This window comes from Streptomyces sp. NPDC006235, assembly GCF_040613735.1.
In the GTDB taxonomy this organism is placed as follows: domain Bacteria; phylum Actinomycetota; class Actinomycetes; order Streptomycetales; family Streptomycetaceae; genus Streptomyces.
The window spans coordinates 13,919-34,791 of sequence record NZ_JBEXSR010000048.1 but is presented as its reverse complement, the minus strand read 5'-3'; the positions used below and the strand labels follow the sequence as shown (position 1 = coordinate 34,791).

Here is a 20,873-nt window from a genome sequence, read left to right as displayed (position 1 = left end):
CGCCCGGCCGTCAGGGGACGGGGCGGAAGTACTTCCCCAGCGCCCAGGCGGCGAGCCGGCGACCGGTGGCGGCGCCCACCTCGTCGGCCGTCCGGGTGTGGATCCCGCCCCAGACCCGGGCGTCGCAGACGTCCCGCTCGTACTCGTGGGCGTAGCGGTAGTGGCGGGACGCGCCGGTGGTGGTCGACCGGATGTGCAGGTCGACGCGGGAGGTGCCGAGGATCCCGGTCAGCATGCGCATCAGCGCACTGCCCATGGTGGCGTGGCCGCTGAGGTAGTCGGGATGGGACGGGGTGGTCAGCAGCGGCTCCCAGTGCCGGTCCGGCTGGGTCGCCGGGTTGCCGTCGCTGTCCGCCTCCCGGATGGCGGTGACGGGCCGCCAGGTGCCGTAGTGGATCTTGGCGTCCAGGCGGTGATGACGGCGTCGGCCTACGGGGGCGGCGGGCCGGGGCGGAACTGGTGCGGGGAGTCCAGCAGCAGCGGCCGGACCCGGCCGACCCAGGCGCTGGCGAAGGACTCGTGGCCGGGCGGGGTGGGACGCCAGACGCCGGGGCGCGGGCGGACGGGAAACGGTACGGACGCGCCGCGGCCGTCGTCGCGGCGGAGCGCGACGATGTGCTCGGCGGCGAGCCTCCCGAACGCGACGCCCTCGTCCTCGGCCTCGCCGTCGGGGATCTTCGCGAGGGTATCGGCCAGGGCGGCGTCCAGCCGGGGCGCGGCTCTGGGGAAGTGATGGCGCAGCACCTGGTGCGCGGCCGAGGCGGCAGCCGCCGCGGACGAGGCCGTACGGGGTGCCCGGCCGTCCCACTTGTACGGGGGGGGGAGAGAGAGCGGCCCTCGATGCCGACGACGGCGTTGTAGACGGCGGGTGGAGACGTACGCCTCCCAGATGAACCATTCGGGCGGGAGCGCGTGGGTCTCGGCCTTGATGGTGGCACCCGCCGTGCGCATCCACTCGGTCACGGCCGACACGTCCCGGTCTCCCAGCCCGGTCCCGGCCACCGCCCCGCGGGACGGCCGGCCCCTGCACTCGCGTGGGCGCCCGGCAGCGCGAGCGCGAGCACCCCGCAGGCCAGTCCCGCCACCACCGTTCGCTTCGCTGACCAGGCGCGTCGGTTCCGCACGAGAACTCCTCCCAGCCGATGGCACACCAGGAGAACCGTGACCGGGCGAGGCGTCCGACGGCGCGCGGGTCCGTCATCAAACCGCCCGCTCGGGCGACGGACTCACCCGGACGGCCCGATGCCGAGACTCTGTGCGAGCCGGGCGCCCTTCAACGCCATGTGCAGGAGCAGGCGGTCCTCGCCGTCGTCCAGGTCCAGGCCGGTGAGCTTCTCGATCCGGGACAGGCGGTAGTACAGGGTCTGGCGGTGGATACCGAGCTCGGCGGCGGCCCGGGCGGCCTGGCCCGCGCAGTCGAGGTAGACCTCGGCGGTACGGGCCAGCTCCCGGTGGACGGGGAAGAGCAGGGCGTGCACCGCGGGGTCGCGGGCAACCTCCGGCGGCAGCGCGGTGAGCAGCCGGAACGGCCCGATGGACGCCCACTCGGCGACGGGCCCGAGCCGGGGTTCGGCCAACGCGGCCCGCGCCGCCGCCGAGGCCTCCCACCAGGCGCTGCCCAGCTCGGCGAGACCGGAGCGGGGCGTCGAGAGACCCGCGGCGGCGGACCCGGCCCCGGCGCCCGGCCCGCGCGAGGCGCCACCGGTCGCTCCGCGAGGGGTGGTGTCGGTGGGACCGGGAGAGGCGGGGTCCGTCGGTCTGCCCGAGGTGCCGGTCGGTCCGCGTGAGGTGGCCGCTCCGTGCGAGCCCGGGCCGGTCGGCGCCCGCCCGGTGCCGCCGGCCGGACCGCTTCCCCCGCCCGCCCGCTCCAGCAGGCGGGCCGCCGCTGTCGTCGCCGGGGTCAGTACGTCCGGCGAGCGGAGGCGGACCAGGGCGGCCACGCACTGGGACGAGGCCCCCCACGGCAGGGTGCACAGGGCGGTCGCGCCCGGCATCGTGCGGACCGACGGGGCGTCGTCGGGGTCGGCCGTGGGCCAGGGGGCGACGCAGAGCACCGTGTGGAGACCGTCGGCGCGCGGGCCGAGGGCGGTGCGGAGTTCCGCGATCGCCATGTCGCGCTGCCAGTCGCGGTCGGCCGTGAGGACGGCCCGCAGCTCGCGGCTCAGGTCGGCACCGTGCTGGGCCTCGTCCGCGAGCAGCGCCCCGATCCGGGTCGTGACCTGCATGGCGGCGGACAGCTGGGCTTCGCTCGGGCCGGGATCGTCGTCCAGCAGCCAGACGTAGCCGTGGACCACGCCCCGGTGCCGGACGGGCAGGCAGATCCGGCCCCGGTACACCCCGGCCTCCGGCGTCGGCGGGATACGGACCGGGCCGGTCGCACGGGTGATGCCGAAGCCCTCGAACCACGCCCGGACGGCCGCCGTCGAGCGGCGGGTGAGGATCGAGCGGGTGCGCACCGGGTCCAGGGCCGACGGATCGAGGTCGCCCTCACTGTCGTACGCGCCGAAGGCGATCAGCTCGAAGTCCCGGTTCTCCAGCGTCGCGGGCGCCCCGAGCAGCTCCGAGATCTCGTCGACCAGCTCCTCGTAGTCACCCCTGTGTTCCGACGTCATCCGGTCATTGTCCCGCACTCCAGGGGACCCTTCATACATCTGTCTGAGATCTGCGGCACGGATGCGTGACAGCTGTCGATGGCCGACAGTCGGAGGGATCCTTAGGTTTCACGGTGGTTCTCCGTGCCGTACCCGAAGCGTCATCCGCCCGGCGTCCGGCCATCCGCTGGTTGTGCTCTGGAGGTGCCCCGTGCTGGGTCCCGTGATTCTCGCCGCGTCGCGCAGCGACCGGATGCGACGCCTGGTTTCGGCGGCCCCCATGACCAAACAGGTCGTCGACCGGTTCATCGCGGGCGAGCGCGTCGACGACGTCGTGCCGGTCATCCGGGAGCTCACCGGGCAGGGCCTGGAGCTGACGATGGACGTCGTCGGCGAGGACATCACCAACCCCACCCAGGCCGCCGCCGCGCGGGACGCCTACCTGGAACTGATCGACCGCCTGAAGCCGCTGGAGCTCGGCACCCGCGCCGAGATGTCCGTGAAGCTGTCGATGTTCGGGCAGGCCCTGGACGGCGGCCACGACCTGGCCCTCGCCAACGTCCGCCCGGTCGTCGAGGCCGCCGCCGAGATCGGCACCACGGTCACCCTGGACGCCGAGGACCACACCACCCTCGACTCGATGTTCGCCATCCACGAGGAGCTGCGGAAGGACTTCCCGCAGACCGGCTGCGTCATCCAGGCGTACCTGTTCCGCACCGAGGCCGACGCCCGCCGCCTCGCCGCGAACGGCAGCCGGGTGCGCCTGGTGAAGGGCGCGTACAAGGAGCCGGGCTCGGTCGCGTATCTGGACAAACACGAGATCGACCGGGCATACGTTCGGATCCTCCGGACGTTGATGGAAGGGGAGGGGTACCCGATGATCGGGTCCCACGACCCGCGCCTGATCGCCATCGGCCAGGAGCTCGCCCACCGCGCCGGGCGAAAGATCGACGAGTACGAGTTCCAGATGCTCTACGGCATCCGCACCGAGGAGCACCTGCGGCTGGCCGCCGAGGGCCACCGGATGCGCGTGTACACCGCATACGGCACCGACTGGTACGGCTACTTCATGCGCCGACTCGCGGAGAAGCCGGCCAACCTGCGCTTCTTCGCACGCAGCATGATCACCAAGGGCTGAGACCGCATCACCGCTCACAAAGGAGTTACGGAAAACATGGACGCTGTGACCCAGGTCCCCACCCCCGTCAACGAGCCGGTGCACGGCTATGCCCCCGGCTCGCCCGAGCGTGCCCGGCTGGAGGCCAGGCTCAAGGAGCTGGCCGACAACCCCGTCGACCTGCCCTGCACCATCGGCGGTGAGAAGCGGATGGGCGGCGGCGAGGCCTTCGAGGTCGTCCAGCCGCACAACCACCGGGCCGTGCTCGGCACGTACCGCAACGCCACGCAAGCGGACGCCCAGGACGCCATCGACGCGGCCCTGGCCGCCGCCCCCGCCTGGCGCGCGATGTCCTTCGACGACCGTGCGGCGATCATCCTGCGCGCCGCCGAGCTGCTGTCCGGCCCCTGGCGCGAGACGCTCGCCGCCTCCACCATGCTCGGCCAGTCCAAGACCGCCCAGCAGGCCGAGATCGACACGCCTTGCGAGCTGATCGACTTCTGGCGGTTCAACGTCTCCTACGCCCGCAAGCTCCTGGCCGAGCAGCCGCCGGCCAACTCCCCGGGCGTGTGGAACCGTCTGGACCACCGCCCGCTGGAAGGCTTCGTCTACGCGATCACGCCCTTCAACTTCACGGCGATCGCGGGCAACCTGCCGACGGCCCCGGCCCTGATGGGCAACGTCGTCGTCTGGAAGCCGTCCCCGACGCAGACCCACGCCGCCGTGCTGCTCATGCAGCTGCTGGAGGAGGCCGGCCTGCCCAAGGGCGTCATCAACCTCGTCACCGGTGACGGCATCGAGGTCTCCAAGGTCGCCTTGGAGCACCGCGACCTCGCCGGCATCCACTTCACCGGCTCGACCAAGACCTTCCAGTACCTGTGGAAGACGGTAGGCAACAACATCGAGAAGTACCGCACCTACCCGCGTCTGGTCGGCGAGACCGGCGGCAAGGACTTCCTCGTCGCCCACCCGTCCGCCGACCCGGCCATCCTGAAGACGGCGCTCACCCGCGGTGCCTTCGAGTACCAGGGCCAGAAGTGCAGCGCCACCTCCCGGGCGTACATCCCCGCCTCGATCTGGAACTCCGGCTTCAAGGAGGAGTGGGCCGCCGAGGTCGACGGCATCAAGATGGGTGACGTCACCGACCTGTCGAACTTCATCGGCGCCGTCATCGACGAGCGTGCCTTCGCCAAGAACAAGGCCGCCATCGACCGCGCCGAGGAGGACCCCTCCTGCACGATCGTCGCGGGCGGCACCTACGACGACTCCGAGGGGTACTTCGTCCGCCCGACGGTCATCGAGTGCAGCGACCCGGAGAACGAGGTCTTCCGCACCGAGTACTTCGGCCCGGTCATCGCCGTGCACGTCTACGAGGACGACAAGTACGACGAGATGCTGACGCAGATGGAGTCCGTCTCCGACTACGCCCTGACCGGCTCGGTGATCGCCAACGACCGCGCGGCGGCGGCCTACACGGCGGACAAGCTCCGCTACGCGGCCGGCAACTTCTACATCAACGACAAGTCGACCGGCGCCGTGGTCGGCCAGCAGCCCTTCGGCGGCGGCCGTGCCTCCGGCACCAACGACAAGGCCGGCGCCCCGCAGAACCTGATGCGCTGGACCCTGACCCGCGCCATCAAGGAGACGCTGGTCCCGCCGACCGACTACACCTACCCGCACATGGGCTGAGTCCCGCGGCACCGACGGGCCGGGTCACGAAATGACCTGGCCCGTCGGCATGTCCGCGCGGAAGACTGGGACGATGACCCCCCGCGCGCGCACGGCCCACACCGCCGACCTCACCCCCGCCGAACTCGGCGCCGTACGGGCCCTGCTGGACGCCGCCTTCGACGGCGACTTCGGCGACGAGGACTGGGACCACGGCCTCGGAGGCATGCACGCGCTCGTGCACGACGGCTCCGGGCTCGCCGCGCACGGGGCGGTCGTGATGCGCCGGGTGCGGCACCGCGGCCGGTGGCTGCGCGCCGGGTACGTCGAGAACGTCGCCGTACGCGCCGACGCCCGCCGCACCGGACTCGGCGGGCAGGTCATGGCGGAGCTGGAACGCATCGTCGACCGTGCCTACGACTTCGGCGCCCTCTCCGCCGGCGACGACGGCGCCCGGCTCTACACCTCGCGCGGCTGGCGGCTGTGGCGTGGCCAGGTGCACGCCCTCAGCCCGCTGCACGGCGTCGTCCGCCTGCCGGAGGAAGAGGACAGCACCTACGTCCGTCCCGCCCTCGTCGGCCCGCTCGACCCCGCGCACGAGCTGCTCTTCGACTGGCGCGACGGAGATGTGCTCTAGAGATCACCGCAGGTCAGCACGGTGTGACCGGGTCCACTGTCTCAGATAGTAGGAAGTCCGAGTAATTGTGGAGACAGACGCTCCGGACTCCCTTAGTTTTGTAGGAGCCGAACGTCTCGCTCGACCAAGCGAATGGCGGTCGTGAGCCGGGCCCCGTGCAGGCAACCCCTGCGGCACCGCTCCCCGCCCCATCCGGCGTCTCGTAACCCTCCCTTTGCACTCCGTGCTGTCGAAGGAGTCGATTTCCCATGGCCGAGACGACCGTCCGCCGCCGAGTCCGTCACGTTTCCCGTACGAGCGAGTCCGACCGCAAGAACGCCGCCGCAGCGCTCCAGCGCGCCCTCGACCGCAGGGACAACGGCGGATCCACCGGCCACTGAGCCGCACAAGGACCGGGAGCCGCCCGACGAGGCGCGGTGCGGGGCCTCACGCCCCGCGCCGCACCTCGAAATGGTCGATCCGCTCACCGCTCGACGCCAGCGCCGACACCTTCAGCGTCGTCGCGGCGCCGCTCACGGCCTCCACCGAGAGGAACGAGAACCCGCGGTAGCGCACCCGCGACCACTGCACCGACTCCGCCTTGGTGTCCCGGGACTTCGTCCACCGGAACGTGCCGACCGGCTCGTGGTCGGCGGTGTTCCCTTCGTAGCTCTCCTTCACGCCGTCCGGGAAGCCGTACAGCTCCTTGCCGCCGCCGCCCGCGGTGACGTACACGATCCCGTCCCGCCTGGGATCCGTCGTCCCGCCGACCGGCACCGGCCTGCCCACCTCGCCGTTCTTCACGGCGTCGGTCCGCTCGTAGACGTGGTTGTGCCCGTTGATCACCAGGTCCACCTGGTGCTCGGCGAACAACGGCAGCCACTCGGCGCGCACTCCGCCGTCGGAGGCGTGCGTGGACGTCGAGTACGCGCAGTGGTGGAAGAAGACGACGATGAAGTCCACATCCTTCGAGGACCTCAACTCGCCGAGCTTGCTGTCCAGCCACTTCGTCTGCCGCCCCTCCGTGTAGCCCAAGTTGGCCGGGATCTCGTACGACACGTCGTTCGCGTCCAGCGCGACCACGCCGACGTTGCCGTACGTGAAGGCGTACACCCCCGGCGCCGTGCGCGCGTCGAAGCCGCTGTCCGGCAGGGAGAAGCGGGCGAGTTGGCCGCCGTAGCCGTCCGGCGAGTACCAGGCCTCCATGTCGTGGTTGCCGGTCGTCACCATCCACGGCACCGACCTGGCCACCGGCTCGGTCTGCTTCAGGAACCGGTCCCACTGGCTCGCGTCGAAGACGTCCGACTCCTTGCCCTTGCCGGTCGGGTCGGCGTAGCAGATGTCGCCGGCGTGGAGATGGAACGCCGGGCTCCGGCGCAGCAGCAGACGGTCGTTGAGGGCCGCCTCCTCGCCGACGCCCTGGTCGCCGAACGCGGTGAACACGAACCGCTCGGGCGGCTTCGCGGGTGCCGTGCGGAACGAGGTGATGGTCGGCCGGTGCCGCGGGGACGCCGGGTCGAAGCCCTCGTGGCCGACGCCGTAGTAGTACGTCGTGTCCGGGCGCAGACCGTCCAGGGCCGCGTGCAGGTAGTACTGCTCGACCGCCGGCCGTACGCCCTTCAGCTCCGGGGTGTGCAGGTCACGCAGCTCCGCCTCGATCTTGCGGCCGAGGTCGTCGGGGCGCAGGCCCACGCGGACGTACGGCCCCCGCACCGCCAGCGGCACCTGCCAGGAGATCCGCATCTGCGTCTTCGGGTCGGCGCCGAAGGCGAGGTGGCGGCCGAAGGGTGTGATGTGGGAGCCGGGCGCCTTCGACGTGCTCGGCGACGGGCTCCGGGTCGCCGTACCGCCCGCCGGCCCGGAGCCGGAACAGCCGGTCAGCAGGCCGCCCGCGACCGCGCCCGCCGTCACCAGCGTGCGGCGCCGCGACAGCCGCGTGCGCAGGTACTCGTGCTGTTCCGCCATGCTCATTCGGCGGGCGAGTTCGGGCGGGATGCCGAAGTGGGGGATCTCCATGGCGGGTCAATTTCCCAGCGAACGCCAACATCCGCCTCACATACGGGTGAACGGAAGCCGTCGGCCGAGTGCGCTCCGCCGTGCGGGTGCCGTGTCGCCCGCCCCGCGCTGTCCGCATCACGGACACCCCGTGTCATCACATGGGACGAGGAGTAGGGTGCCCGCATGTCTCGCAGCATCAATCTCGCAGTGATTCCCGGTGACGGCATCGGCCAGGAAGTCGTGGCCGAAGGCCTGAAGGTCCTCTCCGCCGTCCTTCCGCAGGATGTGAAGCTGGAGACGAAGGACTACGACTTCGGCGCCAAGCGTTACCACGCCACCGGTGAGACCCTCACCGACGCCGACCTCGACGCCCTGAAGAAGCACGACGCCATCCTGCTCGGCGCGATCGGCGACCCGAGCGTGCCGTCCGGCGTGCTGGAGCGCGGCTTCCTGCTGAAGCTCCGCTTCGCCTTCGACCACCACGTCAACCTGCGCCCGTCGAAGCTGCTGCCGGGTGTCGCCACCCCGCTGGCCGGCGAGCCGCAGATCGACTTCGTCGTGGTCCGCGAGGGCACCGAGGGCCCGTACACCGGCAACGGCGGCACGATCCGCAAGGGCACCGAGCACGAGGTCGCCACCGAGGTGTCCGTGAACACGGCCTTCGGTGTCGAGCGCGTGGTCCGCGACGCCTTCGCGCGTGCCCAGGCCCGCCCGCGCAAGAAGCTGGCGCTGATCCACAAGAACAACGTGCTGACCTTCGCGGGTCACCTGTGGACCAACATCTTCAACAAGGTGGCCGAGGAGTTCCCCGAGGTCACCACCGAGTACATGCACGTCGACGCGGCCACGATCTACCTGGTCACCCAGCCCGAGCGCTTCGACGTGATCGTCACCGACAACCTCTTCGGCGACATCATCACCGACCTCGCCGCTGCCGTCTCCGGCGGCATCGGCGTGGCGGCCTCCGGCAACATCAACCCGTCCGGAGAGTTCCCCTCGATGTTCGAGCCCGTGCACGGCTCGGCCCCGGACATCGCCGGCCAGGGCAAGGCCGACCCGACCGCCACCGTGCTGTCCGTCGCCCTGCTCCTGCGCCACCTCGGCTACGAGGCCGAGGCCGCCCGGATCGACGAGGCGGTCTCCGCCGACCTGTCGGAGCGCACCGGCAAGCCCGCCCGCTCCACCTCGGAGATCGGCGACGCGCTCGCCGTACGAGTAGCCGGCTGACCCGCCGCTGCTTAACCCAAGCCGCCGGGTCGCATCCGCACCCGGCGGCTTCCGCATGTTCCCGCCGGGTGCCACCATCGACCACCGGGCCGCATTCACCCCGTTCCGTCCTCCGTCGCCCCCGGGCGATAATCGAACGCGAGGCCGCGGAACGAGGGAATGCTCGGACGTCCTAGCACTGGTCACCATCAGAGCTGTACCGAGCGCGGCCCGTCACTACAACCGGTGAAGGACTTCAACCCATGACGACGCCCACGATCGAGCTCAAGCCGTCCGCCAACCCGCTCTCCGCCGCAGAACGGGAGGCGATCCTGGCCAACCCCGGGTTCGGCCGCCACTTCACCGACCACATGGTGACGATCAAGTGGACGGAGGGCCGCGGCTGGCACGACGGCCAGCTCGTGCCGTACGCGCCGATCTCCCTCGACCCCGCCACCACGGTCCTGCACTACGCGCAGGAGATCTTCGAGGGGCTGAAGGCCTACCGCCGCCCCGACGGCTCGGTCGCCACGTTCCGGCCGGAGAAGAACGCCGAGCGCTTCCAGAGCTCCGCGCGCCGGCTGGCGATGCCCGAGCTGCCGGTCGAGACGTTCATCGAGGCGTGCGACGCGCTGGTGAAGCAGGACAAGGCGTGGGTGCCGGCGCACGGTGGTGAGGAGTCCCTCTACCTGCGTCCGTTCATGATCGCGACCGAGGTCGGGCTGGGCGTGAAGCCGGCCAACGAGTACCTGTTCCTGGTCATCGCCTCCCCGGCCGGCGCGTACTTCCCGGGCGGCGTCAAGCCGGTGTCCATCTGGGTCTCCGAGGACCGCGTCCGCGCTGTGCCCGGAGGCATGGGCGACGCCAAGACCGGCGGCAACTACGCGGCGTCCCTGCTCGCGCAGGCGGAGGCCGCGACCAAGGGCTGTGACCAGGTCTGCTACCTCGACGCGGTCGAGCACAAGTGGGTCGAGGAGCTCGGCGGCATGAACCTGTACTTCGTGTACGGCGACAAGATCGTCACGCCGTCCCTCACGGGCTCCATCCTGGAGGGCGTCACCCGGGACTCCCTGCTCGCCGTCGCCCGTGACCTCGGGTACGAGGCCGAGGAGGGCCGGGTCTCGGTCGACCAGTGGCAGCGGGACTCGGAGAACGGGTCGCTCACGGAGGTGTTCGCCTGCGGTACGGCCGCGGTGATCACGCCGGTCGGGACGGTGAAGCGGGCCGGGGCCGAGTGGAAGCAGAGCGGGGGAGAGCCGGGCGAGGTCACGCTCCGGCTCCGCCAGGCGCTGCTCGACATCCAGCGGGGTACGGCGGAGGACAAGCACGGCTGGATGCACCAGCTGGGCTGAGCCCGCTGCCCACCCGGGGGCTCCGCCCGGACTCCCGGCCTATGCCCAACCGCCACCCGAAGCGGTCGGACTGGAAGCGCTGGTCGCCTCATCGCCCCGGGTCCCGTTTCCACGGACCCCGGGGCCGACAGCGCATACGCCACCCCGCCCACCAGTTCCCGACAGCAGGAAGCTGCAGTCCACCCCGCCGGTCAGTGCCAGCAGCGGGCCCTCGTACGACGGCAGGGACACCGCAAGGACGCCGACCAGCGCGCCGGCCGCCCAGGACACGGTCGCGGAGAGGTTCCAGCCGGCGCGGTGCCCGCCTCGTCACCGGTGACACCGACGGCGCCGCCGACGCCTTCGTGCGCGACCTGAGGACCGGCACGACCCGGCTGGCCAGCACCGCGGCGGACATCGGCCCCGTCGACGACGTCGCCCTCAGCGGCAACGGCCGCTACCTGGCGTTCGGCGCCACCGGCACCGGCGACGGCCGCAGCCACATCTGGGTCAAGGACCTGAAGACCGGCGCACTCCAGCGCATCGAGGACAGGGTCGGGCTACGACTCCGGCCGGCAGCCCGCCCTCAGCGCCGACGGCCGCTACGTCGCCTTCATCGCCCGGCAGTCCGCACCAGGGGAGGGCGAGGACCGCTGGGGACGCGTCTACCGGGTCGACCGCACCAGCGGCGAGGCCGTCCGCGTCAGCCAGGTGCCCGCCGCCGGCGACCGCAAGACCGCCGCCACCCGCCCCTCCCTCAGCGCCGACGGCAAGCGCGTCGCCTACCAGTTCTTCGTCCCGCACCCGGCCCCGGGCGACTGGAGCGACGCCTGCGTCCGTGACGTGCCGAGCGGCGAGCTGTTCCACGCCGACCGGGCGCCGGACGGTGTGCAGTCCGACAGGCAGACCGAGTCCCCGCGGATCAGCGCCGACGGCCGGTACGCGGTCTTCAACTCCCTCGACTCGCAGCTGACCTCAGGTGAGACCAACCAGGGCCACAACGTCTTCGTCCGTGACCTGAACACGGGCGGGCTGCGCCGGATCGACGCCGCCGACCCGACCGCGTTCACCGCGTATCCGCAGCTCAGCGCCGACAACCGGTATCTGGCCTTCGTCTCGGCCGACCCGGGCGACACCAGCCACACCACTCGCGCGTACGTGCGCGACCTGCGCACCGGGCGCACGGTCCTCGCCAGCCCGGACGCCGAGGGCCGAACGACCAGAGCGTGTCCGCCCCGGTCGTCGACCGGCACGGCCGCACGGTCGCCTTCAGCAGCACCTCACCCGACCTCGTCCCGGGTGACACGTACGACACCTCGCACGCCTACGTCCGTCACCTGAAGTGACCGACCGCATCCTGAGACAACCATGAGCCGGGCACGGGGGTTGTGCCAGACTGCCCCCGTGCTCTCGTTCGCCATGATTATTGGCAGCAGGCGCGCCGGTCCGCAGTGACCGCCACGTACGACCAGGTACGGGCGGACACCGTCGTCCTCGACCCGCGCGCAGACCTCTCGCACCCGCGAGAGGTTTTTCGCATTTCTGGCCCACCCGCAGCCGGAGGCGAGAGCGCGAGGGAGTATGTGAGGGCGGTGGAGCCGGTCATTCCGGTATGACCGAGATCCCATCCTCAGGAGCCTTGACACCATGACCGCACCCAGCGAGCTCGACGATTCCTTCCACGTCTTCGACACCACCCTGCGCGACGGCGCCCAGCGGGAGGGCATCAACCTCACCGTCGCCGACAAGCTGGCCATCGCGCGGCACCTGGACGACTTCGGCGTCGGCTTCATCGAGGGCGGCTGGCCGGGCGCCAATCCCCGGGACACCGAGTTCTTCGCCCGCGCCCGGCAGGAGATCGACTTCCGGCACGCGCAGCTGGTCGCGTTCGGGGCGACCCGCCGCGCGGGAGCGAAGGCGGCTGAGGACCCGCAGGTCAAGGCGCTGCTGGAATCGGGCGCCGAGGTGATCACGCTGGTCGCCAAGTCCCACGACCGGCACGTCGAGCTCGCCCTGCGCACCACCCTGGACGAGAACCTGGAGATGGTGCGCGACACCGTGTCGTTCCTGAAGGAGCAGGGCCGCCGGGTCTTCGTCGACTGCGAGCACTTCTTCGACGGCTACCGCGCGAACCCCGAGTACGCGAAGTCGGTCGTCCGTACCGCCTCGGAGGCCGGTGCGGACGTGGTGGTCCTGTGCGACACCAACGGCGGCATGCTCCCGGCGCAGATCCAGGCGGTCGTCGGCACCGTCCTGGCCGACACCGGCGCCCGGCTCGGCATCCACGCCCAGGACGACACGGGCTGCGCGGTGGCGAACACGCTGGCCGCCGTCGACGCGGGCGCGACGCACGTCCAGTGCACGGCCAACGGCTACGGCGAACGCGTCGGCAACGCCAACCTCTTCCCGGTCGTGGCGGCCCTGGAGCTGAAGTACGGCAAGCAGGTCCTGCCCGAGGGCCGGCTGCGCGAGATGACGCGCATCTCGCACGCGATCGCCGAGGTCGTCAACCTCACGCCCTCCACGCACCAGCCCTACGTCGGCCTCTCGGCCTTCGCGCACAAGGCCGGCCTGCACGCCTCGGCCATCAAGGTCGACCCGGACCTGTACCAGCACATCGACCCCGAGCAGGTCGGCAACACCATGCGGATGCTGGTCTCCGACATGGCCGGCCGGGCCTCCATCGAGCTCAAGGGCAAGGAACTCGGCATCGACCTCGGCGACGACCGAGAGCTGGTCGGCCGGGTCGTCGAGCGCGTGAAGGAACGCGAACTCAGGGGCTACACGTACGAGGCGGCCGACGCGAGCTTCGAGATCCTCCTGCGCACCGAGGTCCAGGGCAAGCCGCTGCGCTACTTCGAGGTCGAGTCCTGGCGTGCCATCGTCGAGGACCGGCCCGACGGCTCCCACGCCAACGAGGCCACGGTCAAGCTGTGGTCCAAGGGCGAGCGCATCGTCGCCACGGCCGAGGGCAACGGCCCGGTCAACGCGCTGGACCGGGCTCTGCGCGTGGGCCTGGAGAAGATCTACCCGCAGCTCGCCAAGCTGGAACTGGTGGACTACAAGGTCCGCATCCTGGAGGGCAAGCACGGCACCAACTCGACGACCCGCGTGCTGATCTCCACGTCCGACGGCACGGGCGAGTGGGCGACGGTGGGCGTGGCCGACAACGTCATCGCCGCGAGCTGGCAGGCCCTGGAGGACGCGTACACGTACGGGCTGCTGCGGGCGGGAGTGAGCCCGGCCGAGTAAGCGGCCCCCTGGGGGACGGGTGGCGACGGCGCCTTCCGCGCCGTCGCCTCAGCCGATCCGTTCCATCCGCCTGTGTCGATTCTGTGCCGATTCGGGTAGCTTCGAACATATGAAGGCCGCAACGGTGCGTACCCTCGTACGTCTGCTGATCGTGCCGGTCGTCGCCGTGCTGGCGGCGCTGATGGCCGGTGCGCCCGGTGCGCAGGCGGCCACCGACCTCTCGAAGGTCGCCGCGGAACTCCGCGAGAACCCGGTCTACGTAGATCCGGCCGCCCGTGGCCAGCTCGCCGCGTCGGACGCCGAGGCGCTCGCCGACAAGATCAAGGACGCGGACAAGCCCGTCTTCGTGGCGGTCCTCCCGGCCGATGTCCCCACCCAGGACCTCTTCCGCAACCTCCGCACCGAGACCGGCGTCACCGGCCTGTACGGCATCCGTCTCGGCGACGAGTTCGACGCCCGTGCGGACAGCGCGGTGATGAGCAGCCAGGCGGTGTCCAACCTGGTCACGGCCGTACGGGGCGCGGGCGACACCAAGGCCCAGCTGAACGACTTCGTCGACGACGCCCTGCGCAACGTGCGCGGCTCGGCGCCCAGCAGCTGGAGCGACGGCTCGGGCACCGACGTGCCGGTCGGCGGTCTGGTCACGGTCGGCGCGCTGATCGCGGCCGGTGGCGCGGGCGCCTACGCGCTGGTCCGCCGCAACCGCCGCCGCCACGAGGAGGAGCAGCGGGCCGCGCTGGAGAAGCTGCGCGTGGTGGTCGACGAGGACATCACCGCCTTCGGCGAGGAACTCGACCGCCTCGACTTCCACCCCGGCGAACCCGCCGCCGACGACGCGATGCGCGCCGACTACGAGCACGCCCTGGACGCCTACGAGCAGGCGAAGTCCCTGATGGCCGCCGCGACGAAACCGGAGCACGTGCGGGCCGTCACCCAGGCCGTGGAGGACGGCCGGTTCGCCCTGACGCGACTCGCGGCCCGCCGCGAGGGCGCCCCGCTGCCGGAGCGCCGCCCGCCCTGCTTCTTCGACCCCCGCCACGGCCCCTCGGTCGCCGACGCCAGCTGGACACCCCCGGGCGGCGCCACCCGCGACGTCCCCGTCTGCGCGGCCGACCGGACCCGGCTCGCCGAGGGCCGGGACCCGGTGATCCGCGAGGTCGACACCGAACTAGGCCGCCGCCCCTATTGGGAGGCCGGCCCCGCGTACGGCCCCTGGGCCGGCGGCTACTTCGGCGGCGGCCTCCTGCCCGGCCTCCTCGTCGGCACCATGCTCGGCAGCATGATGGCCGCTCCCGCCTACGGGGCCGACTACGGCTCCGGATACGGCGACTTCGGCGGCTACGAGGGCGGCGACGTCTCCGGCGCGGACTTCGACAGCGGCGACTTCGGTGGCGGCTTCGGCGACGGAGGCTTCGGCGGCGGCGACTTCGGTGGGGGAGGGGACTTCGGGGGCGGCTTCTGACCCGAGCCGGACGTCAGCGCCTGGCCGCTTCCCGGCCCAGGGCCCTGGCGGCCCAGCCCGGGATCAGTGGCCGTCCGTTTCCCGGCTCAGGGCCCTGGCGGCCCAGCCCGGGATCAGTGGCCGTCCGTTTCCCGGCCCAGGCCCTGCCACCTCTGTCGCCTGGCCCGGCCCTGTCTCCGCGCTCAGCCCACGGCCCTGCCCGGCTGTGGGCAGTCGTTCCGCTGGGGCGGACGGGTGGGCACAGCCACCAGCGCCGAGCACCAGCACCCGAGCCGGAGTTCAGCGCCCCACCCCTTCCCGCCCCAGCATCCGCTCCCGCTGGCCCCAAGCGACCCCGGCCACCACGCCCGCCAGCGCGACCAGGGCCGCGCTGACCCACACCGGCGAGCGGTACCCGAACCCCGCGCCGATCGCCAGGCCGCCGGCCCAAGGGCCCAGTGCCGCGCCCACGTTGAACGCCGCCGTGGCGAAACCGCCGGCCAGGGTGGGCGCGTCCGGTGCCGCGTAGAGCACCTGGGCGATCAGTGTGGAGCCGACGCCGAAGGACAGTGCCCCCTGGGCGAAGACGAGCCCGAGGGCCAGAGCTGGGTGTCCGGCTCCGAGCGCCAGGAGGCACCAGCCCAGGCACGCCGCGACGGCCCCACCGGCCAGGACCGGTACGGGCTGCCGGTCGGCGAAGCGCCCTGCGGCGGTCACTCCGGCGAACGACCCGGCCCCGAACAGCGCGAGCACACCGGGAATCCAGGCCCTGCCCAGCCCCGTCACCTCGGTGACCAGCGGCGCGAGATAGGTGAAGGTGCAGAACGTCGCACCGTTGACGAGGGCGCCCAGCGCCAGCGTGACGACCAGCCGGGGGCTGCGCAGCGACCGCAGTTCACCGCCCAGCGCGGGCGGCGCACCCCCCGCCGAACCGCCCGGCACCGACCTCGCCACCGCCACCAGCGCCGGCAGCGACACCAGCGCCACGGCCCAGAACGCCGCACGCCAGCCCCACAGTCCGCCCAGCACGGCCCCGGCGGGCACCCCGGCCACGCACGCCAGCGTCACCCCGCCCAGCAGCATGGACGTGGCCCGTCCCTTCGCGTCCGCCGGGACCATGTCCACGGCGGCCACCAGGGCGACGGCGAGGAACCCGGCGTTGGCGAGCGCCCCCACGACCCGCGTGGCGAGCAGCACCTCGAAACTGCCGGTGAGAGCCCCGGCGACATGGACGGCGAGGAACACCACGAGGAACGCCAGCAGCGCACCCCGCCGCGGCCAGCGCCGCGCGAGGCCCGCCACCAGCGGCGCCCCCACGACCATCCCCACCGCGAAGGCGGAGGTCAGCGCCCCCGCCGCGGGAACGGACACCCCCAGATCCCGCGCGATGTCCGGCACGAGACCGGACAGCATGAACTCGGACGTTCCTTGCGCGAACACGGCAAGGCCCAGCAAGACAAGAGCGAACGGCATGAAGAAACTCCGCAACCCGAAGTCGACGTCGGACACGACAGGTCGGACGGCTTCCGGCAGCGGAGCGAGCGGGCTCAGCGGCCCGGCATCACGAACAGCCACCGGAGAGCCGGTGGCCGCACTCTGGACGCCTCGGGGCTGGACATGGCGCAGACGTTAGGCGGAGCCGGGCGCCCGGGTCCACCGGTTTTCCTCCTGCTCTCCCCGGGCCGCGGTCACGGCCGTGTCCCGCCGGCCGCCACCGCGGTGGACGACGACCACGGCCGCGAGGCAGACGGCCAGGCCGAGCGCGGTCTGCACGCCGAACGGCTCACCGAACACGAACGCGCCCCAGACGGCCGTGACCGGGGCCATGAGGAACATCAGCGTGTTCACCTTCGTCACCCCGGAGCGCTTCAGGATGAGCCAGTACAGCCCGTACCCGCCGAACGTGGACAGCACCACGAGCCAGGCGACGGCCACCCAGAACCCGCCCGCGGAGGGTGGCACGGCGGACCCCGTGGCCAGCGCCAGCACGGAGAAGAGAACGGCACTGGTGGCGCAGTGGACGGTCAGCGACACCGAGGGAGCGACCCGCGAGCGGGACCGGCTCTCCAGGAACGTGGCCGCGACCAACGACAGCATGCCGAGCAGTGGGACGGCGTACGCCCACCAGGGCACGCCGGTCCCGGCCGCGGCGTCCGCCAGGGTGACCACTGCGACGCCTCCCAGCCCCAGCCCCAGGCCGATCCACTGCCGGCCCGAGACGTACTGCCCCAGCAGCGGCCCAGCGAGCGCCCCGGCGACGAGCGGCTGGACACCGTCGATCAGTGCCGTCGTGCCGCTGGAGACGCCGAGCTGGATGGCGTAGTAGACGCTGAGCAGATAGCCGCTCTGCGACAGCACGCCGATGACGGCCTGCCGGGTCACGTCCCGGGCGGTGAGCCCCCGCCAGGCCGTGCGCGTGAGCGCGGCGACCAGGACGAGGACGACGGCCAGCGGCAGGAACCGCCACATCAGGACCGTGATCGCGGACGCGTTGCCCGCTCCGAGCTTGGCCCCGATGAACCCGGAGCTCCAGCAGAGGACGAAGGCTACGGAGAGAAGGACGTTCACCGACATCACAACCAGTAGACAGATCGGTATACCCGTTCCCCGCCAACTATACAGATCGGTATACTCGGGTGCCATGAGTACCACCGCCGCCACTGCCGGGAATCCGCGCCGGATCACGATGACGCCCGCCGCCCGCCGGGTCCTTGCGGCGGCCGCCCGACTGTTCTACGAGCGCGGCATCCACGCCGTCGGCGTCGACCTCATCGCCGCCGAGGCCGGGGTGACGAAGAAGACCCTCTACGACCGGTTCGGCTCCAAGGAGCAGATCGTCGTGGAGTACCTCGCGGACCGCGACGAGCGCTGGCGGGCCTTCCTCGCCGGACACCTCGACGCGGCCCCGCCCGAGCCCGGGGAGCAGGTCCTGGCGGTCTTCGACGCCTCGCGCGCGTGGGCGGCGGAGCACAGCCCCAAGGGGTGCAGCATGGTCAACGCGCACGCGGAGATCAGCGACCCCGCCCACCCGGCCCACCCGGTCATCACCGGGCAGAAGCAGTGGATGCTCGCCCTCTTCACCCGCCTGGCCTCGGACATCGATCCGGGGAGGGCCGACGCCCTGGCCCGGGCGCTGATGCTGCTGCACGAGGGCGCGCTCGTCGCGCACGGCCTCGGCATCTTCCCGGACGCCATCCCCCACGCCCGTGAACAGGCCCGCGAGCTGCTGGCGTAACGGACAGGATCTGTCCTACTGCGTCTCTACGGTGGTGACATGACCGCCTCCGGAGACGCCCTCGCCTTCGCAACCGCCGCCGACCTGGACTCCTGGCTGGCGGCACACCCCGCCCCGCATCCGGGCCTCTGGGTCAAGGTCGCCAAGAAGGGCTCGGGCATCCCCTCCGTCAGCGCCGCCGACGTCAACGACGTGGCACTGTGCCACGGCTGGATCACCGGGCAGCGCAAGGGCCTCGATGAGTCCTACTACCTCCAGCGGATCACCCCGCGGCGCCCCGGCAGCCTCTGGTCCATGGTCAACGTCCGCCGGGTCGAGGAGCTGACCGCCGCCGGGCGGATGCGGCCCGGCGGTCTCGCGGAGGTGGCGGCCGCGCGGGCGGACGGACGGTGGGAGGCGGCGTACGCCTCTCAGCAGGAGGCCGAGGTCCCGGAGGACCTCGCGGCGGCACTGGAGGCGAGCCCGCGGGCCGCGGCCGCCTTCGAGGCGCTGGGCCGGACGGACCGGTACCTGGCGATGCTCGGCGTGCTCCGCGCCCGGACTCCGCGGAGCCGGGCGGCGCAGGTGGCGGCGGCCGTCGCGAAGCTGGAGGCCGGCCGGAAGTCCCGGTGAGACACGGGCAGGGCCCGGCACCGTACGGCGCCGGGCCCGCAAGCCGTGTGCGGCGGGGTCAGAGCGTCGACGCCGCCGAGGCGATGGCGGAGGCGAACGTCGAGACCTCCGTGTAGACGCCGGGGGCCTCGGGCCGGGCGCAGCCCTCACCCCAGCTGACGATGCCGACCTGGATCCAGGCGCCGGCGTTGTCCTTGCGGAACATGGGGCCGCCGGAGTCGCCCTGGCAGGTGTCGACCCCACCCGCGTCGAAGCCGGCGCAGATCTCCTCGCTCGCGACGAGGCCGCTGTAGAGGCCGCCGTAGGCCTTGCAGGCGGCGTCGCCGACGAACGGCACGGTCGCCTTCAGCAGGTAGCGCTGCTGGGAGCCGCCCTCCCGGTTCGCGCCCCAGCCGGCGACGGTGAAGTCACCGGTGTTGTACTGCGCGCTGGTGGCGATCTTCAGGGTCGGCAGGTTGATGGGCTGGGCGAGCTTGATCAGCGCCCAGTCCTTGCCGGTGCCGTTGTAGCCGGGGGCGCGCAGCACCTTGGTCGAGCGGACCTGGACCCGGCCGCTGGTGGACTGGAGGTCGACGACCCCCGCGGTGGCGGTGATGCCCGTGTTGTTGCCGGACGCTCCCACGCAGTGCGCGGCCGTGAGCACGATCTGCTGGGTGTACAGCGCGCCGCCGCAGCCCATGGAGAGCCGGACCATGAACGGGAACTCGCCCTGCGCGGCCCGCGTCCCGCCGACGACGGGCGACGGGGCGGCCTGCGCGGCGGTGACGGGCTGAAGGCTGGCGATCGCGAGGGCGGCGGCCCCGAGGACCGCGCATCTCTTGAGGGCCGTGAGGAGTCTCTTCAACGTGATGCCTTCCGTGGGGGGTTGCCTGGGGAGGTGCAACCGGAAGCATCAGATTGACGAGCGCATGACAAAAGCGGAAGGCGGGAACCGGCCAGAACCGGCCCGGCGGTATGTCACCGGGCCGGCCGCGCCGGGCTCACGCGTTCCTGATCGCCGAGATGTCGAAGTTGAGCTTGATCTTGTCGGAGACCAGAACACCGCCGGTCTCCAGCGCTGCGTTCCAGGTCAGGCCCCACTCGGAGCGCAGGATCTCCGCCTTGCCCTCGAAGCCGACGCGCTCGTTGCCGAAGGGGTCCTTCGCCGCGCCGTTGAACTCGAGGTCGATGGTGAGGGGGCGGGTCGTACCGAGGATCGTCAGGTCGCCGGTGATGCGGTAGTCGTCGCCGCCGAGGGCTTCCGCCCCTGTGGAGCGGAACGTCATGGCCGGGAACTCGTCCGCCTTGAAGAAGTCCGAGCTCTTGAGGTGGCCGTCGCGGTCGGCGTTGCCCGTCTCGATGCTGTCCATCACGACGTCCAGGGAGGCCGTGGACCGCGAGGGGTCGGTGCCGTCGAGGTGGAGCGTGCCCGTGAAGTCCTGGAAGCTGCCCTTGACGTTGGTGACCATGGCGTGCCGGGCGACGAAGCCGATCGTCGAGTGCGCGGGGTCGATCGTGTAGTCGCCGGTCAGGGCGGCCAGCTCCGGGCGCACGGCGTCGGTCGTGGCGGTCTCGGTGTCCTTGCGGCTGAAGATGCTCATGGGGTACGCCTCCTGCGTTCTGCCTGGAATGTTGAACGTTGTACTACCTAACGCGACCCACCGTAGACCTATTCCGGTTCAACGTTCAACCTTATTGGCGGGCGTGTCGCGATGGGGCGCCGATACCGCCGCATGGCGGCACCGGGCGGCACGCAGGGGTGGTCCTGCCGCATCCTGTGCGGAGGGCCTGGAAGGCGAGGTTCCACTTCACGGGACCGGCAGGAGA

Annotated in this window: 19 protein-coding genes and 1 pseudogene; 11 read left to right on the top strand and 9 right to left on the bottom strand. The window is 71.8% G+C overall.

Annotated elements, in window-relative coordinates; genetic code table 11:
• Positions 1-10 precede the first annotated feature (10 nt).
• The 3 genes from ABZ192_RS37010 to ABZ192_RS37000 all read right to left on the bottom strand — a co-directional run bounded on the left by ABZ192_RS37010 (position 11) and on the right by ABZ192_RS37000 (position 2,612).
• Positions 11-241, bottom strand: coding sequence for a hypothetical protein (locus ABZ192_RS37010; protein ID WP_356928846.1), 231 nt, complete (start codon positions 239-241; stop codon positions 11-13).
• A gap of 188 nt (positions 242-429) precedes the next feature.
• Positions 430-972, bottom strand: a complete 543-nt coding sequence (locus tag ABZ192_RS37005) for a hypothetical protein (RefSeq protein WP_356928845.1) — start codon at positions 970-972, stop codon at positions 430-432.
• 254 nt (positions 973-1,226) lie between these two features.
• The gene (locus ABZ192_RS37000; RefSeq protein WP_356928844.1) at positions 1,227-2,612 is read right to left on the bottom strand and encodes a helix-turn-helix domain-containing protein; all 1,386 of its coding nucleotides are present in this window, start codon (positions 2,610-2,612) and stop codon (positions 1,227-1,229) included.
• Positions 2,613-2,802: 190 nt separating this feature from the next.
• Here ABZ192_RS37000 and ABZ192_RS36995 point away from each other — a divergent pair, with 190 nt between their 5' ends.
• The 4 genes from ABZ192_RS36995 (at position 2,803) to ABZ192_RS36980 (ending at position 6,393) form a co-directional block, all read left to right on the top strand.
• A complete protein-coding gene (locus ABZ192_RS36995; RefSeq protein WP_356928843.1) occupies positions 2,803-3,729 on the top strand; it encodes a proline dehydrogenase family protein in 927 nt (308 codons plus the stop codon).
• Between the two features lie 36 nt (positions 3,730-3,765).
• On the top strand, positions 3,766-5,397 hold the full coding sequence (gene pruA / locus ABZ192_RS36990; RefSeq protein ID WP_356928842.1) for an L-glutamate gamma-semialdehyde dehydrogenase: 1,632 nt from the start codon (positions 3,766-3,768) through the stop codon (positions 5,395-5,397).
• A 73-nt stretch (positions 5,398-5,470) separates the two neighbouring features.
• Complete coding sequence (locus ABZ192_RS36985; RefSeq protein WP_356928841.1) at positions 5,471-6,013, top strand: GNAT family N-acetyltransferase; 543 nt, start codon at positions 5,471-5,473, stop codon at positions 6,011-6,013.
• Between the two features lie 248 nt (positions 6,014-6,261).
• Positions 6,262-6,393 (top strand): hypothetical protein, encoded by a 132-nt coding sequence (locus ABZ192_RS36980; protein WP_010048656.1) that lies wholly within the window; start codon positions 6,262-6,264, stop codon positions 6,391-6,393.
• Positions 6,394-6,439: 46 nt separating this feature from the next.
• Here the strand turns inward: ABZ192_RS36980 and ABZ192_RS36975 are convergent, their stop codons facing one another.
• Entirely contained in the window at positions 6,440-8,008 is a 1,569-nt protein-coding gene (locus tag ABZ192_RS36975) for a metallophosphoesterase family protein (protein ID WP_356928840.1), read from the bottom strand.
• Between the two features lie 165 nt (positions 8,009-8,173).
• On the opposite strand from ABZ192_RS36975, the gene ABZ192_RS36970 reads away from it, so the two are divergent.
• Positions 8,174-9,217, top strand: coding sequence for a 3-isopropylmalate dehydrogenase (locus ABZ192_RS36970; RefSeq protein WP_037668111.1), 1,044 nt, complete (start codon positions 8,174-8,176; stop codon positions 9,215-9,217).
• A 242-nt stretch (positions 9,218-9,459) separates the two neighbouring features.
• Positions 9,460-10,548, top strand: a complete 1,089-nt coding sequence (locus ABZ192_RS36965; protein ID WP_356928839.1) for a branched-chain amino acid aminotransferase — start codon at positions 9,460-9,462, stop codon at positions 10,546-10,548.
• A gap of 156 nt (positions 10,549-10,704) precedes the next feature.
• Here ABZ192_RS36965 and ABZ192_RS36960 read toward each other — a convergent pair.
• A pseudogene (locus ABZ192_RS36960) lies at positions 10,705-10,863 on the bottom strand (cytosine permease); the annotation flags it as partial.
• 375 nt (positions 10,864-11,238) lie between these two features.
• Between ABZ192_RS36960 and ABZ192_RS36955 the strand changes: the two are divergent.
• From ABZ192_RS36955 to ABZ192_RS36945, 3 genes are all read left to right on the top strand, one after another.
• Positions 11,239-11,868, top strand: coding sequence for a hypothetical protein (locus ABZ192_RS36955; RefSeq protein ID WP_356928838.1), 630 nt, complete (start codon positions 11,239-11,241; stop codon positions 11,866-11,868).
• 306 nt (positions 11,869-12,174) lie between these two features.
• Entirely contained in the window at positions 12,175-13,779 is a 1,605-nt protein-coding gene (gene cimA, locus ABZ192_RS36950; protein ID WP_356928837.1) for a citramalate synthase, read from the top strand.
• A gap of 109 nt (positions 13,780-13,888) precedes the next feature.
• A complete protein-coding gene (locus ABZ192_RS36945) occupies positions 13,889-15,241 on the top strand; it encodes a hypothetical protein (protein WP_356928836.1) in 1,353 nt (450 codons plus the stop codon).
• Between the two features lie 279 nt (positions 15,242-15,520).
• Here ABZ192_RS36945 and ABZ192_RS36940 read toward each other — a convergent pair whose 3' ends face one another.
• Positions 15,521-16,693 carry a Cmx/CmrA family chloramphenicol efflux MFS transporter gene (locus ABZ192_RS36940; RefSeq protein ID WP_356928835.1) on the bottom strand — a complete coding sequence of 391 codons (1,173 nt, stop codon included), beginning with the start codon at positions 16,691-16,693 and terminating at the stop codon, positions 15,521-15,523.
• Positions 16,694-16,849: 156 nt separating this feature from the next.
• Complete coding sequence (locus ABZ192_RS36935) at positions 16,850-17,788, bottom strand: DMT family transporter (RefSeq protein ID WP_356928869.1); 939 nt, start codon at positions 17,786-17,788, stop codon at positions 16,850-16,852.
• A 118-nt stretch (positions 17,789-17,906) separates the two neighbouring features.
• Here ABZ192_RS36935 and ABZ192_RS36930 point away from each other — a divergent pair, with 118 nt between their 5' ends.
• Together ABZ192_RS36930 and ABZ192_RS36925 are read left to right on the top strand one after the other, a co-directional pair.
• Positions 17,907-18,455 (top strand): TetR/AcrR family transcriptional regulator, encoded by a 549-nt coding sequence (locus ABZ192_RS36930; RefSeq protein ID WP_356928868.1) that lies wholly within the window; start codon positions 17,907-17,909, stop codon positions 18,453-18,455.
• A gap of 39 nt (positions 18,456-18,494) precedes the next feature.
• Entirely contained in the window at positions 18,495-19,067 is a 573-nt protein-coding gene (locus ABZ192_RS36925) for a YdeI/OmpD-associated family protein (RefSeq protein WP_356928834.1), read from the top strand.
• A 58-nt stretch (positions 19,068-19,125) separates the two neighbouring features.
• On the opposite strand, the gene ABZ192_RS36920 is transcribed toward ABZ192_RS36925, so the two are convergent.
• Complete coding sequence (locus ABZ192_RS36920; protein ID WP_356928833.1) at positions 19,126-19,911, bottom strand: serine protease; 786 nt, start codon at positions 19,909-19,911, stop codon at positions 19,126-19,128.
• 136 nt (positions 19,912-20,047) lie between these two features.
• Positions 20,048-20,647: a YceI family protein gene (locus ABZ192_RS36915; protein ID WP_356928832.1), complete on the bottom strand. Its 600-nt coding sequence runs from the start codon at positions 20,645-20,647 to the stop codon at positions 20,048-20,050.
• Between the last annotated feature and the right edge of the window lie 226 nt (positions 20,648-20,873).

What these genes read in the sequence shown, in the direction of transcription:
- ABZ192_RS37010 (WP_356928846.1), bottom strand. Translation starts at nt 241, where the DNA reads ATGCGCATGCTGACCGGGATCCTCGGCACCTCCCGCGTCGACCTGCAC.
- ABZ192_RS37000 (WP_356928844.1), bottom strand. Translation starts at nt 2,612, where the DNA reads ATGACGTCGGAACACAGGGGTGACTACGAGGAGCTGGTCGACGAGATC.
- pruA (WP_356928842.1), top strand. Translation starts at nt 3,766, where the DNA reads ATGGACGCTGTGACCCAGGTCCCCACCCCCGTCAACGAGCCGGTGCAC.
- ABZ192_RS36985 (WP_356928841.1), top strand. Translation starts at nt 5,471, where the DNA reads ATGACCCCCCGCGCGCGCACGGCCCACACCGCCGACCTCACCCCCGCC.
- ABZ192_RS36980 (WP_010048656.1), top strand. Translation starts at nt 6,262, where the DNA reads ATGGCCGAGACGACCGTCCGCCGCCGAGTCCGTCACGTTTCCCGTACG.
- ABZ192_RS36975 (WP_356928840.1), bottom strand. Translation starts at nt 8,008, where the DNA reads ATGGAGATCCCCCACTTCGGCATCCCGCCCGAACTCGCCCGCCGAATG.
- ABZ192_RS36970 (WP_037668111.1), top strand. Translation starts at nt 8,174, where the DNA reads ATGTCTCGCAGCATCAATCTCGCAGTGATTCCCGGTGACGGCATCGGC.
- ABZ192_RS36965 (WP_356928839.1), top strand. Translation starts at nt 9,460, where the DNA reads ATGACGACGCCCACGATCGAGCTCAAGCCGTCCGCCAACCCGCTCTCC.
- cimA (WP_356928837.1), top strand. Translation starts at nt 12,175, where the DNA reads ATGACCGCACCCAGCGAGCTCGACGATTCCTTCCACGTCTTCGACACC.
- ABZ192_RS36945 (WP_356928836.1), top strand. Translation starts at nt 13,889, where the DNA reads ATGAAGGCCGCAACGGTGCGTACCCTCGTACGTCTGCTGATCGTGCCG.
- ABZ192_RS36940 (WP_356928835.1), bottom strand. Translation starts at nt 16,693, where the DNA reads ATGCCGTTCGCTCTTGTCTTGCTGGGCCTTGCCGTGTTCGCGCAAGGA.
- ABZ192_RS36930 (WP_356928868.1), top strand. Translation starts at nt 17,907, where the DNA reads ATGACGCCCGCCGCCCGCCGGGTCCTTGCGGCGGCCGCCCGACTGTTC.
- ABZ192_RS36925 (WP_356928834.1), top strand. Translation starts at nt 18,495, where the DNA reads ATGACCGCCTCCGGAGACGCCCTCGCCTTCGCAACCGCCGCCGACCTG.
- ABZ192_RS36915 (WP_356928832.1), bottom strand. Translation starts at nt 20,647, where the DNA reads ATGAGCATCTTCAGCCGCAAGGACACCGAGACCGCCACGACCGACGCC.